This is a genomic window from Parasphingorhabdus sp., from assembly GCF_039982395.1.
Taxonomy (GTDB): Bacteria; Pseudomonadota; Alphaproteobacteria; order Sphingomonadales; family Sphingomonadaceae; genus Parasphingorhabdus.
Genome location: NZ_JBDWYO010000006.1, coordinates 948,570 through 962,256 on the forward strand (window position 1 = coordinate 948,570; position 13,687 = coordinate 962,256).

Annotated in this window: 13 protein-coding genes; 3 read left to right on the plus strand and 10 right to left on the minus strand. The window is 55.5% G+C overall.

Annotated features, from left to right (window positions below; genetic code table 11):
- Window positions 1-81: 81 nt before the first annotated feature.
- The 3 genes from ABJV08_RS14605 to ABJV08_RS14615 form a co-directional block, all read right to left on the minus strand.
- Window positions 82-987, minus strand: coding sequence for a formylglycine-generating enzyme family protein (locus ABJV08_RS14605; RefSeq protein WP_348037391.1), 906 nt, complete (start codon window positions 985-987; stop codon window positions 82-84).
- A 109-nt stretch (window positions 988-1,096) separates the two neighbouring features.
- Window positions 1,097-2,119, minus strand: a complete 1,023-nt coding sequence (locus ABJV08_RS14610; RefSeq protein WP_348037389.1) for a Rieske 2Fe-2S domain-containing protein — start codon at window positions 2,117-2,119, stop codon at window positions 1,097-1,099.
- Entirely contained in the window at window positions 2,116-3,513 is a 1,398-nt protein-coding gene (locus ABJV08_RS14615; protein ID WP_348037387.1) for a cytochrome P450, read from the minus strand. Before ABJV08_RS14615 ends, ABJV08_RS14610 begins: the two co-directional genes overlap by 4 nt.
- A gap of 192 nt (window positions 3,514-3,705) precedes the next feature.
- Here ABJV08_RS14615 and ABJV08_RS14620 point away from each other — a divergent pair, with 192 nt between their 5' ends.
- A complete protein-coding gene (locus tag ABJV08_RS14620; protein ID WP_348037385.1) occupies window positions 3,706-4,578 on the plus strand; it encodes an SDR family NAD(P)-dependent oxidoreductase in 873 nt (290 codons plus the stop codon).
- A 3-nt stretch (window positions 4,579-4,581) separates the two neighbouring features.
- Window positions 4,582-5,985, plus strand: a complete 1,404-nt coding sequence (locus ABJV08_RS14625; RefSeq protein WP_348037383.1) for an aldehyde dehydrogenase family protein — start codon at window positions 4,582-4,584, stop codon at window positions 5,983-5,985.
- Here ABJV08_RS14625 and ABJV08_RS14630 read toward each other — a convergent pair.
- Entirely contained in the window at window positions 5,966-6,667 is a 702-nt protein-coding gene (locus ABJV08_RS14630; protein WP_348037381.1) for a TetR family transcriptional regulator, read from the minus strand. The genes ABJV08_RS14625 and ABJV08_RS14630 overlap by 20 nt on opposite strands.
- 109 nt (window positions 6,668-6,776) lie before the next feature.
- Here ABJV08_RS14630 and ABJV08_RS14635 point away from each other — a divergent pair, with 109 nt between their 5' ends.
- On the plus strand, window positions 6,777-7,748 hold the full coding sequence (locus tag ABJV08_RS14635; RefSeq protein ID WP_348037379.1) for an enoyl-CoA hydratase/isomerase family protein: 972 nt from the start codon (window positions 6,777-6,779) through the stop codon (window positions 7,746-7,748).
- Here the strand turns inward: ABJV08_RS14635 and ABJV08_RS14640 are convergent.
- From ABJV08_RS14640 to ABJV08_RS14665, 6 genes are read right to left on the minus strand one after another with little or no spacing between them, the layout of a single operon-like run.
- Window positions 7,703-9,061 (minus strand): amidohydrolase family protein, encoded by a 1,359-nt coding sequence (locus ABJV08_RS14640; RefSeq protein ID WP_348037377.1) that lies wholly within the window; start codon window positions 9,059-9,061, stop codon window positions 7,703-7,705. The two genes, ABJV08_RS14635 and ABJV08_RS14640, sit on opposite strands and share 46 nt — an antisense overlap.
- Window positions 9,055-10,398 carry a CoA transferase gene (locus ABJV08_RS14645; RefSeq protein ID WP_348037375.1) on the minus strand — a complete coding sequence of 448 codons (1,344 nt, stop codon included), beginning with the start codon at window positions 10,396-10,398 and terminating at the stop codon, window positions 9,055-9,057. Before ABJV08_RS14645 ends, ABJV08_RS14640 begins: the two co-directional genes overlap by 7 nt.
- Window positions 10,343-11,809, minus strand: a complete 1,467-nt coding sequence (locus ABJV08_RS14650) for a class I adenylate-forming enzyme family protein (protein ID WP_348037373.1) — start codon at window positions 11,807-11,809, stop codon at window positions 10,343-10,345. The genes ABJV08_RS14645 and ABJV08_RS14650 overlap by 56 nt, the downstream gene beginning before the upstream one ends.
- Entirely contained in the window at window positions 11,809-12,114 is a 306-nt protein-coding gene (locus ABJV08_RS14655; protein ID WP_348037371.1) for a hypothetical protein, read from the minus strand. The genes ABJV08_RS14650 and ABJV08_RS14655 overlap by 1 nt, the downstream gene beginning before the upstream one ends.
- Before the next feature lie 15 nt (window positions 12,115-12,129).
- Window positions 12,130-13,287: a lipid-transfer protein gene (locus ABJV08_RS14660; protein ID WP_348037369.1), complete on the minus strand. Its 1,158-nt coding sequence runs from the start codon at window positions 13,285-13,287 to the stop codon at window positions 12,130-12,132.
- Window positions 13,287-13,685 (minus strand): zinc ribbon domain-containing protein, encoded by a 399-nt coding sequence (locus ABJV08_RS14665; RefSeq protein WP_348037367.1) that lies wholly within the window; start codon window positions 13,683-13,685, stop codon window positions 13,287-13,289. Before ABJV08_RS14665 ends, ABJV08_RS14660 begins: the two co-directional genes overlap by 1 nt.
- Window positions 13,686-13,687 lie beyond the last annotated feature (2 nt).

Sequence of the window (13,687 nt, forward strand, 5' to 3'; positions counted from 1 at the left end):
CAAAAAACCCAAATTTGCCGGATAGATCTGTTTCAAACAGATGGCACGGTCGACGATGATCCGGCCACAATCTCTGACCCGCTATGATTCTACCGGATAGACCAATCGAAAGCCGACATGATTGGTGCCCAGGTCTTTTTCCTGAAACTGACGGGCCGATGGGCGGTAGCGGGCACAGTAATTTTCTGCGCATAGATAGGACCCACCCTTGATGGCGGTCGTGCGCGATTGGGTCTCGGCGGAACTTTCCATCCATTCCCAGACATTTCCGATCATATCATAGAGGCCAAAGCCATTCGGTTTGTAGCACCCTGCTGGCGCGCTGCCGACGAAGCCATCTGTGCCCAGATCTTTGGCCGGAAAGGCACCCTGATAATGATTGGCCTCGATATTGCCTTGTGCGTCTAGCGGCGCATTGGAATCCGGTGCACCTGCCCGCGCCGCATATTCCCATTGTTCTTCACTGGGCAATGCCCCACCCTTCCAGTCGGCATAGGCTTTGGCATCATTATAGCTGATGTGAACCGCCGGATAGGCCGGCTTGCCGTCGATTGTCGAATTTGGTCCAGTGGGATGCCGCCAGTCGGCACCTGTTGTCCATATCCACCATTGCTGCCCGGGCTGCTTCGGCTCGATGAAGACGGCGCTTCCCGGTTCGCGCATGTCGGGTGGCAGTTTGTCGGCACCCGGTGGCGATTTTTCCGCTTCGGTGACATAGCCTGTCGCGTCCACAAATTCGGAAAATTGTGCGTTGGTCACTTCATGTGCGTCGATCCGGAACGCTTCAACCGCTATCGTGCGCGGGGGACCTTCTTCCCGATATTGCGGATTAGCGCCCATTATGAACGTGCCCGCCGGGATCGATATCGTGGTGCCCAACATCTTCGTGTCGCATGACCGCGCAGAGATGGCAGGCTCTTCCAAAATGTCACTTTGATTGCAGCCTAGCAATGGCAGGCAAAGGGCGGATATATATATTGTGCGCATGTGGCTCTTTATCTGATTCAACCCGTTTGCAAAGCGCACCGAAAAGCCGCTTTGAGACAAATATTGCCTCTACTCAATCTGTGATGCCGCACAAAACCGGGACCAGCGCTTAAGACGCTATCGCCGGATCATTCTCGTCCATGCCGACATAGAATTGCTTCATATATTCGCGCCATTTCATAATCGGACCGTCACCGTCGCAAAGCAGCGGTTTGGGGCGATATTTCTTATTGTCCCAGACGATCATATCGACCGATTCAAAGCCTTTGGACTCTTCGCCCTCTGCTTCACCAATAGAGTGATGATAGAGATGTGTGGCCGTCGCCATATCTTCCGAACCTTCATCATATTTCTTCCAGGTGAAGGCCATCCGGGTGCGCGTCATCTCTGCGTCGGTTGGCGTCGACAAAGCAAACATCAGCATTTTCACGTCACCGCGACAATGGCGGGTGGCGTTGACGCCCGGTCCATAACCGGTGCCGTAAATATAGCCTTCCATGATGTCATAATTCCAGATCGGACCTTCCGCAGAAGCTTCTACCGATGGAATCATGGGCGCGCCGTGAAGAAATTTGAGATGCGGCGTGTCTACCGAATTTTCGCCGATTTCCTGGATGCAGGTGCCGATGTCCCACATATGATATTTGACTTCGACATGGCCTTCCGGATCCTCAAATTCCGGAATGACCGGCAGCTCCCACATCGGTGCGGCATCTTCAGGATGATACCAGACAAAGATCATGCCGTATTTTTCGACAATCGGAAGGGCTTTCAGGATCGGTTTTTTGCGTGCGATGCCCGGCATCACTTTCCCATAAGGAATTTTCTTGCACCAGCCTTCGTTGTCAAATTCCCAATTGTGGAACGGGCACTGGATATTATTGCCCTGCATTTTGCCGCCATGGCCCAAATGCGCGCCGAGATGCGGACAGAAAGGATCGGTCATACCAACCGCACCATCTTCGCCGCGGAACAGCACCCATTCTTTGCCAAAGGCTTTTTCGACTTTGATTTCGCCCGGCTCGATTTCATGAGAATAATGGACGCAGAACCAACCATAAGGAATAGGAAACGGGCAACGCTCCAGCTCATCTCCGGTCTGAATCCGATCTACTTTTCTCATCTCGTTCATGCTGCTTCTCCTAAAACTTCTGCGTTCAACGATTTTGCGGGATTTCTCTCGCCATCAACTTTAATCTTGAAACTCATCGCCGGCCCGGGGGTCGGCGCGGTCTTGGTTTTTAGAACATAATCCGAAGATTCCAGACTGATATTCAAACGATGGAACAGGCGCGCGACGCAAATGCCCATCAGCACCTCCGCCAGACTCTGCCCCAGACAACTATGCGTTCCTCTACCAAAGGGCGCATAAGCACCGGGCTGCAGATGCTCCCGACGGTCGGCACGGTCGGGATCGAATTGCATCGGGTCCGGGAAGAATTCTTCCATGAAATGCGGAACGCTGGTGCCGATGAAGATGGTTTCGTCCTTGGGAATGACAAAGCCTTCAAATTCCATATCATGATTGGTGGTCCGCATTTGCGCCACGGCAATCGGCCAGAGCCGCATCGCTTCTTTCAAGCAATTCTGGATATAGGTCAGGCCCAGAACATCGCGCTCGGTCACCGTATCTTTGGCAAACAAAGCATCCGCCTCTGCCTGCACTTTTTCGAGCACGCCAGGTGTCTTCAATATGCCATAGACGGCAGCGGCCAGGCTATTGGCCACCGTATCCAGACCTGCAACATAGGGGCCGGTCAAAACGAGCTTCAGATCACGTTCCTGAATCAATTCCGGATCGCTAAGATGCCCGCGCATCACATCGCCCAACAGGTTTTTGGGCAACGTGCCGGCTTCGGCGTGTGCAAAAAATTCGTCGACCATGCTCTGGCCAAGCTCATCGACCCGGGCGCTGGCTTTCTTAAACTCGGGCATATGAATCATGAAACCCGGCCGTTGCTTTGTCACCAGCACGTTCAGGATATACAGGATGTTCACCCGAATATCCCGGACATATTCCAGCGGTGCACTGCCGGTCATCACTTCGCCGAGCAGTTGCACAATCATATATTGGAAGGCTTCTACGACCGGAACATCACCTTCGCTCCAGTCCCGCGCAATCGAGACATCGATGATATCGGTCAGTTCATGATAGCGCCCGGACATCGCACCACGGGAAAATCCGTCGCGCATGATCGCGCGCATTTTCTGATGATCTTCCCCATCAATCCCGGTCAGCGTTTTCGATGCTCCGTGATGGTCGACAAATTCCTGCCAGAATTCCTTGGACCGCAGCCCGAGTCTGGCAGCCTTGCTGTTCATGAATTTCCCGGCTTCCGGTCCGGCAATGACGATACGTTTCTGGCCAAAGACATTGACCCGATAGACGGGCCCATGCTCGCGATAACATTTCACGAAAAAGGCCGCGGGGTCCTTTGCCATGTCGAGCGTATTGCCGACAAAAGGTATCCCGCCCACTTTAGGAATGGGCTTTGAATCAGCGTCTACTTGCGGCTGCGTGGCCATATTCGATCCTCTCACAGAATCACTTTTCGAACAGCGTTCGGTTATTCCCTCAAGCCCCTAGACATGTCAACCAAAAACCTCGCGAAACAGGCTGTTTTTAGCTATTTCAAGCCGATAACATAACTTGACTCCTGCAAAAGTTCATCTATTTCTGAACGTCATTCGGAAATAGAAAATAAAGGGGAGAGAAACATGGCGCAGAAAACAGCCTTCATTACCGGCGCAGCAATGGGCATGGGTGCCCTCAAAGCAAAAACATTGGCTGGCCGCGGCTGGAAAGTCTTTGCCGGCGTGCTCCCCGGCGCCGATACATCCGAGCTGGGCACGCATGAAAATATCGTTGCGGTTGAGCAGGATGTCTCTTCCGATGCTTCGGTCGCGGCCAGTGCCGAGGCGGTCGAAACGGCTTTGAACGGCGCGCCGCTCGACCTGCTGATAAACAATGCCGGGATCGCTAACGGAGCGGTCGGGGTCATTGAAGGCGTGGACATTGAAAATGCGAAAAAACTGTTCGAGATTAACACCTGGGGCACCTTGCGGGTGTGTCAGGCCTTTCTGCCCGCCATCCGGCGCGGTGCGCCCAGCTCGCGGATCATCAACTTCGCCTCAGGAGCGGTGAAAGCAAACCCTGCGGCATCCGGCATCTACAATATGTCGAAACATGCGGTGGTCGGTTTAACGCGGACATTGCGCAACGAAATGGCGCCCTTTGGTATCGAAGTGACGGCCGTCGAACCTGGCGCGGTCAAAACCCATATGACGGCCAATGCCGGTGAGACCACCAAAGATATCTGGAGCAAGGTATCCCAGGAAATGAACGATATTTACGGACCGCATTTGAAGCACACGACAACGGTCAAAATGGTGGAGGCGATCGAAAAGGGCAATGAGCCACAGGTCGTGGTCGATCAGGTGCTGGGACTTTTGGAAACGAAAAACTGGAAACCGTCCTATCTGGTCGGCAATGATGTGAAGGCGCTTGGCCCGATGTACAAGCTGCTGCCCGAACGGACCTTTGAGAAAATTCTCCAGAAGGCCGTCGAAATTCCCCAGTATAAAGGTTGAACCATGTCCGAGATCGCCGATAAATTTGCCAAGCTGCAATCATCCCGACAGCGCCTGAGAAATAGCAGCGCAAAGGAACGCGCCGACAAGCTCAACGCGATTTGGGCCGGTGTCGTAGAGCGCAAGGATGATATTTTTGTCGCCGGCAACAAGGAGCGCGGCACCCATGATCTGGACATTGCCGCCGAACTGGTGATGATCAAGGGCGAGATCGATTTCGCGGTGAAAAACATCGCCAAATGGATGAAGCCGGAGAAGATCAAAAACTCGCTCAACACGATGGGCAAGCGCTGCGAAATCCGGCGACAATCGAAAGGCGTCGTACTGAACCTTTCGGCCTATAACGCTCCGACCGCAGAATGTCTGGTGCCAGCGATCCCGGCGATTGCGGCGGGCAATGCGGTAGCGATCAAACCCTCCGAACATGCGCCCCATAGCGCGCAGATCGTGCAAGAGATCATCAACAAAGCCCTGCCCTCGGACGAGGCAGAGGTTTTCCAGGGCGGCGTCGAAGTATCGCAAGAGCTTTTGAACCTGCCGTTCAACCATATCTATTATACCGGCGGCATGGCGGTTGGCAAAATCGTGATGAAGGCCGCCGCCGATCATTTCTCCTCGATTACGCTGGAAATGGGCGGCAAGTCTCCGGTCATTGTCGACGAGACAGCAAGCCTTGAAAATGCAGCCACAAAACTGGCCTGGGGCCGGGTGATGAACGCAGGCCAAGTCTGTATCGCGCCGGAATATGTGATCATCCATGAAAGCAAGAAGGATGAATTCCTCTCGTTGATCGAAGAGAAGATCAACGCGCTGTATAATTCTGACGGTGCCGGATTGGACAAGTCGCAATATGTGCCGCGCATCATCAATGAACGCCATGCCAGTCGCATCAAAGCCTTGGTCGACGATGCCACGAAAAAGGGCGCGACAGTCGTCTGTGGTGGTGGCAGCGACATTGCGGATCGCTATATCGAACCCACCGTGTTGACCGATATGTCGGAAGATATGGAGATCATGAACGAGGAAGTCTTTGGTCCGGTTCTATCGGTCCTGACTTACTCAAGCCGGGAAGAGGTTCTCGACATCATCAGCCGCCGGCCCAGTCCGCTGGCGCTCTATGTCTATTCGACCAATGACGAAGCGGTAGACTATTTCCTGACCAACACATCGTCGGGCTCCGCTGTTGTCAACAGCAACTGCATCCAGTCGGGAACCAATCCCCGCCTGCCTTTCGGTGGCGTCGGATCTTCTGGCATGGGTCGTATCGGGGGATTTGAAGGCTTTAAGTCAATGTCCAACGAACGCTCGGTCGTGCACCAGCCGCTCGATCGCTTCCGCGACATATTGATCATGCTTCCGCCTTATTCGGAGCGCTATAACAACCTGATCATGAAGGGGCTAAAATAGCCTCTTCCGGTTCGCCGCGTTCGCGGGCGATGGTTTGGAAAGCGGCGCGGAGCAATATCTTGCTCCGTTCGCTCGGCGCGCCGGTAAAACTATCCAAGGTCTGACTGAACAACGGAAACTCCTGCTTGTCGAGGCGCGAAAATTGGCGCTTCGCGACAGCCGTTGCCGTTTCCTTTTGCGCCTCAAAGTCCCGTTCCCGAATTTCTTCAACAGCGCCGCCAAATGCAACCAGCCCGACCATATTAAACACTTGCATAGCCGCTTGTGGTTCAAAGCCACGTTCGTTCAACACCGATAAGAATTGCTCGGCCAGTTTGAACTGCACTTCAAACCCATATTCACGGACATGATTGGTGAGCACCAGCGACGGGCTGGTGGCCAGATAATCCTGAATGCACATCGCAAACTCATAGGCATAATCGGACCAATGCTGGCCGTTGTCATCGGGTAAGGAGAGATCGGACAGAGCATGAACCGCTGCGGCCTGCATCAGTTCCTTGCGACCGTCCCAATATTGATAAAGCGTAGCGGTGCCCACGTTGAGATGGGTGGCGAGCTTCTTCATCGTCAGCCCTTCCAGACCAAGCTCAAGCGCGCCTGCGATAATCTCGTCATGAGTCAACAAGCGCGGGCGTCCGTAGACGACGTCTTTCCTGTCCTTTTTCAGCGTGTTATCTGACATGTCACCACTTTTCGAATGCAGTTCCATCAATCGGATGCGTGGGCAGATAAGTCAATTGAAAAGCCCGAATATCCTTGCAAATCCATGGTTTCTTGGTTTGACTGTGCGCATGATCGATCTAGTCGACAACAACAGGCTTCAAAGGCTCGTCAGCTCTCGGACAGCTCTTGAAAGCTTTGGCCCCAGTACGAACCAACCGTATCTTATCCTCGATCTTGATAGCTGTGATGGTCTGCATAAAATTTGGCTCACCGATCTGCCTTGCCCGGTCCTCGGCGTTGGCAAAGGAAGCTTGGCCGATGCCTGCGATACCGTTCTTCCAAACGAGGACGGGCTTGCTCCCATTTTGACCAATATCGAGAAGGCACCCATGGCCTCAATGATATTGGCGCAACATTTGCGCGCCAGCGAAGGGCAGACTCACGAAGATGCTCTGACCGCGGAGAGCTTTGCCTATGCGACGGTGCAGAAAGGACCAGAGTTTCTGGCTTGGCGCAAAAACCATCCGGAACAACCAAAGCCTAAGCAAACTCCGGAAAACCCCCTCACCATTGATATTGATGATCGTCACTTGCAATTGACGCTGAACGATCCTGACAATCTGAACGCCATCGGCGTTCCGATGCGCGATGCCCTTTGCGAAGCGCTGGATCTGGCGCTGGCGGACATCCAATTCTCCCGCATCACGCTGCAAGGCGCCGGCCGCTGTTTTTCAACCGGCGGGGAGGTCTCGGAATTCGGAGACATTTCGGATCCAGCCACAGCCCATTGGGTGCGCAGCTTGCGACTACCGGCGTGGCGGCTAGCACGGCTCAGGGATCGATTGCACATCCATGTTGATGGCGCAGCCGTCGGTGCGGGTACCGAGATTGCGGCTTTTGCCCACAAATTAACGGCTACCGAGGCAGCATGGTTCCAGCTGCCCGAACTGAAATATGGACTAATACCCGGCGCTGGTGGCACAGCCAGTCTGCCCCGCCGGATCGGGCGGCAACGCACTGCTTATATGGCTTTGTCGATGCAAAGGATCAACGCTCAGACAGCGCTGGAATGGGGATTGATCGACGAAATTCTGTCGTAAACCAGTTCGCCGGCGACCCATGTTGCATGGACATTGACCGCCGCCAGATCATGGCTCGCTTCAGACCATGTCCTGTCGAGCAAACATAGGTCTGCGGATTCCCCAACAACGATCTTACGCGCGTTCCCGCCAGCATTGGCCACCGGTTTGGTATAGAGCGCCAGCGCCATGTCAGCGGAGACAGCTTCCTCTGCGCCCAAGCCATTAGGGCGTTTGACTGCATTGGCCATGGCGCTCCAGGGATTGAAATCGCCAAAGGGCGCATCGCTGCCTGCAGCCAGATTTATTCCGGCATCAGAGAAGGATTTCAATCGCCAAAGATGCGGAAGGTCATCAGCATCCACATCCCTCAAATAGGCTTCGCCTCGTTCAGCCACAAAATGCGGTTGCGTTACCACGGTAAGTTCTAAGCGTTTGATCCAGTCGATACCGACAGCATCGACGATCGCCCCATGCTCTATCCGGTCACCGGAGAACGGCCCCGCTTCTTCGATGGCTGCGAGGCTGAGCATCAACTCGGCCCGGGTCACACAATGTATGGCAACTGCGCGGCCATGATCATGAGCCGCCCCAATCTCTTGAACGAGAGTGGCCAGCGGTGGCAAATCATGGTCATGATTGTGAATTTTGAGAGGACCGATGGCGCGGGCATTGTCTCCGCTCACTGCGTGAAGGTCGGCTCCGCCCATGATGCAAATATTCAATGGCCGCGCCGCTTCGCAATAATGCGCCAGATCTTCCCGATCATTGCCCGGCGTCACTTCTGTCACACCGGTAATACCATAGCTGTGCAATTTCCGGATCAGCGGCTGCAAGTCCGGTCGCTGCCCCCCCAGTGATTTGCGCACAATTGCATCACCATCCAGCAATCGGCCGTCAGTCAGCTTTTCAAGGTCGAGCAGAGCCAAGGCGGCGCTGTTCAATATCCACAAACGGCCGCTGCGATGCTGGATACGGATTGGCCTGTCCGGGCCATGGCGATCGAGCCAGTTGCGATCAATTTCACCGGCAACGGAGGGATGATAGCCAATGCCTCGCAGCCAACCTGCGCCAGATTGGCCGTTGAGCACAGCGACAAATTGGCCTTCGTTCTGGACTTCCGGTGGGCCGCACCGAAGCGAGTTCAACGCGGCTGCGGTGGCATTCAAATGAATATGATGATCGTGCAGACCGGGCAGTAATGCGCCACCCTGCCCGTCGATCATGACCTCTCCTTCGACAACCGGGAGCTGTCCGGAAATCGCATTTATTCGTCCATCCTTGATCCGCACATCAACCTGTGCGCCTGCCACTTCGACATTCTGGATCAGCATAGCTCCGCCAACACGCGACCGGTGCTTGCCCCCATCTCTTCAACCGTTCCCAAATTTTGACGCTTCGGATACAAGTCCTGCCGATCCGCTTCCGCTAGTTCTTGCCATTCTGCTGCGATTTGCGGCCGGTCCATCTGCCCATTTTCTTGCTGCATCGCCCAACAAACCGCATCACGCATCGAGAGCTTGATTAGACAGCCTTTGCCGTTCCGCCACTTTGCCCAAGCCGCCAGCGTGCCCATCATCCCAGAAATAGGATCGGCAATGGCATCTCCAACAAAGACCGGCGCACCCCATGATTGTTCCATGGCCGAGCAAAGCCCGGCTGCCACACCAATATCATCACCAAAGCCGATGCGGTTCTCTTCGTCACCATAAGCCATCAACCGAAGCCAGACCTTCCCTCGTTTCTCTGCGAGAAGCTGCTCGGCATTGACGCCCAATTGCCGCAATGCACGAGGCCGGGAAGCCTCAATCACAATATCGGCCTTCGCAATCAGCTTGAGCAGATCAGCTCTGCCCTCCGCTGTCGCAAAATCAAAAGCGACAGACTCTTTACCCGCGTTGAGCAGATGATAAAATTCGGCATTGCCTTGCCGTGCGCCATCGGGACGCGCTTGGCTTTCCACCTTGATGACCCGTGCCCCCATGAGATGCAGCAAATTGCCCGCCAATGGTCCGGCCCAGAGGCTTGACAGATCGACTACCAGTGGGACGTCTGGTTCAGACTGACCGGTGGTGACAGAAGTTTCGCTGAACCACGGCTTGCGCTCCGCCATGCCATCCATAGAGATGGCGAGACCGATTTCTATGCCCCTTTGCACCAGTGCCACAGCATCCCGTTCCGCGGCGATACGCTCAACATCCTCCAAATTTGACGCCGGTTCTTCCAGCCATGCCTCCAACAAGGCCCAGTCATCATCGCGCGCCAGATTGAGCGCAAAGCGACCCTGACGGCTATCGATCAACCGGCAATGCCCGCCGGTCGACGCGCGGCCGTTGCGGCTGCGGCTCATCATCCGCGCGCGTTCGCCGAGCAGAAGGGCCCCGTTGACCGGTAATTTTTCCGGATCATCCGATAGCGTCTTGAGCGCCAAAAGAACCCCATCCATTGCGCTCGCGATAAGAAGCGGAACCATCTGGGCCGCTCCGTTTTGCTGTCCGCTCAAATCAAACAAGCCCGCGCGCCGCCAAGCCAGCGCTGGATGATCGCTTTCTTCCAAAATAGCTTTGCTGATCCCCAATTCTGCCAGCAGCTGCTCGCCAAATCGGGCTGCGGTTCTACTGTCCGGCAAGTTGGTCGCGGACGACACGGCGGAGCAGCTTCCCGGTTTCATTATAAGGCAATTCGTCCATGAAAATGATCTTAGCGGGCACGCGGCTGGAACGCAATTTGTCGCGCACCAGATCACACAGCTCGGCTACTCCCGGCGCAATACCAGCGCAAACAATGGCCGCACCAACGGCCTCACCCCATTCTTGATCAGGCACGGCTACGACGGCCACCTCCTTCACGCCGTCATGGCCGAGCAGAACATCTTCTACCTCGCCGGGGGAGATATTCTCTCCGCCGCGCACGATGACATCATCTGCGCGCCCGTCGAGGAACAGATAGCCTTCGCTATCGACAAAGCCGACATCCTTCGTCGGGAACCAGCCTTCGTCATCCAGCTGCGATCCGATGCCCTTATATTCTCCGCCGACCTGTTCGCCGCGGACATAGACAAGCCCGACTTCATCGGCGGCACAGACTGGTCCATCCTCGGAGCGTATCTGCAATTCGATAGCCGGCAGCGCCTGTCCCACAGAACCCAGTCGCCGCCGAATATGGGCATCGCTCGACGCCATCGCATCACGATGCGCATCCGGCCCCAGCAGGCAAATGGTCGAGCTGGTTTCGGTCAATCCATAGGCGTTGGTGAAGTTCACATGCGGCAGCAATTCGATCGCTTTTTCGATCACCGGCAAAGGCATTTTACCACCGCCGTAAGAGAGGGCGCGCAAATTGGGTAGATCGAGCGTGCCGCCATTCGTGCCGACATGTTCGACAATATGCTGCAACATGGTCGGCACCACAAAGGCGTGGGTGACGGCCTCTTTCTGCGCGAGGTCAATCCATCCCTGCGGACTGAAATTGGGCAGCTGCACCATCCGGCGTCCGGCATAGGTGGAGCTCAGCACCGCCGATATCCCGGCGATATGATAAGGCGGAACCGTGACCAGGCTGGCCTCTTCCTCGCCCGCGCTCATAAATTCCACGCTGCCGAAAATATAGGCCATCAGATTGCTGTGCCGCAGGATGGCGGATTTGGGTTCTCCGGTCGTGCCGCTGGTAAACAATTCTATGGCGATGCCGCCTTTCTCGTCCGGCGCCTCGCCCTCCATCGCTGTGCCGGTGGCCACATCCGCCAGACTGATCCGGTCTATATCCGCATATGGCTTTGCGGTTTCGCTGATCAACAGCGCCGGCGCAACGCGGGCCATCAGGGCATCGACCTGCTCCGCCGCCAAGCGGTAGTTGATTGGCACAAAGGGTGTGCCAGCCAAAGCAGCCCCAAAGATCGCCGCCGGCATGACAGGACTATTTTCCGCGAGATAAGCGAGCCTCTGGCCCGGTTGCAGCCTGCTTGCCACCCGCCGCGCGGCATGATCCAGTTGTGCGTAGGTCAGGCGCTGATCACCGGCGCTGATAGCTTCGCGGTCGCCCATGGCTTCCGCGGCCATTTGCAGGATCAGATGGATGTTCATCAGTCTGAAGAAGGAAGCTGTTTGGCCTGTTTGATGTCGAGCGACTGGCCGTTCACTTGAATCGTCCCTTCGCCTGCACGCGTGCAAAGAAACTCCATTGTCTCGCCTTCATCGACATAGCGTTTCCCGACCAGAGTTCCGCCGGCGAGATTGCTGTCAATCTCTCCCTTGTCGCCATCGGCAGTCGCCATTGGCGCGCCGCCGCAGGTTATTTCGAGCGCGTCGGCCGGCACCCGCAACGCCATGACCTGTGTTGTACAGACCGCGCTGCTGAGTTTCGTTCCAGCCTTGATTATGTCACCCATGTTCTGCTCCCAAAATCACTTGCCGATTATCGCACCGGCAACACCGGATGCCAAGAATACTGTTTCGACATTATTCACTTGATTGGCTGCCGTCCCACGCACCTGCCTCACGCCTTCGGTAATATTGTTCATGCCGTGAATATAGCCTTCACCCATCAAGCCACCATTGGGACTAAGCGGTGATTTGCCGTCCAGTTCCATATGACCGTCGTTGATATAGTCTTTGGCCTCGCCGATGCCGCAATAGCCGAAGCCTTCGAGCTGGCGCAGGATTTGCGGCGTGAAATTGTCATAGATCATCGCAACATTGGTATCTTTCGGCGCAATGCCGCTCGCCGCGATCAGCTTTTCGGTCACCCGTTCACTGATCTCAGAATGGATGAGATCGCTCTGGTAAAAGTCGGAGATAATCTCGTGATTGAACAGAAAACTATATTCCGCGCCCAGGATTTTGGCCGGCTTCTGTTTCAGGTCGCGCGCCTTGTCCATCCGCGTGATCACCAGCGCCACGCCACCGTCTGATTCCTGACAGCAATCAAGCAAATGCAGCCAGGGCTCGATGATCCAGCGGCTGGCCTGATGGTCTTCCAGCGTGATTGGTTTCTCATAGAACCATGCATTGGGATTGGTCGCAGCATGTTTGCGCATCAGCACAGCAATCCGTCCGAGATCTTCCGACGTTACCCCGAACTTGTCGAGATAGGGCCCGCAGGACAAAGCCTCCCACGCCGCCGGCGTCTGCGCACCGAAGGGGAAGCACCATTCCAGGAAGGTCGAGCTATGCGCGTCCGGGCTTATCGTCATGGCCGGTTGGCCAAAACGATATTGCGACCGCTCGTTCATCGCACGCCAGATGACGAATGTATCGCACATCCCTGATTCAACAGCATTTTTTGCGTGAACCAGCGTGGTCACCGACGACGCCCCGCCCTGCGGCAGGCGCGTGGTATAGTTGATTTCCTTGCAGCCCAGCGACCGCATCACATCCACTTCGTCGCTATTGTCGAGGCTGAACGTTGTCATCCCGTCAATTTCCGAAGGGTCGATCCCGGCGTCCTTGCAGGCCAGCAATATCGCCTCGACAGCCAATTGCTGTTCCGAGCGCCCACTCTTCTTGGAAAATTCGGTCTGACCAATGCCGACAATCGCGGCTTGCTGTGCACTATCAACCATCAGCCGGCCTCCGCCGCACGAAATATCGGGACGGCCTTGCCCCCGGATGTCTTCGCGAAATCAACCATCACATCCATGCCGATGACAATATCTTCAACCGCAACGCCCTCCAGACTGCTGACCATGCGAATACCTTCTTCCAGTTCAAACAAGGCAGCGATCGGCGATTCCGGAAAGCCAAAGGCACCGGGCGTCACTTGCCGGACCCAGCTTAACAACTTGCCTTTTCCAGACAGTGTCTGGGTGGTTTTTTCCACCGAATGGCAGGTCGGGCAGATCGGGCGCGGTGGGTGCCACAAAACATCACAGGCTTCACATTTCTGGGCAACAAATTCGCCGCGCTCGCAAGCCTCCCAGAAGAAGGCCGTATCGATACGCTGGATCGGATCAGGACGCATAT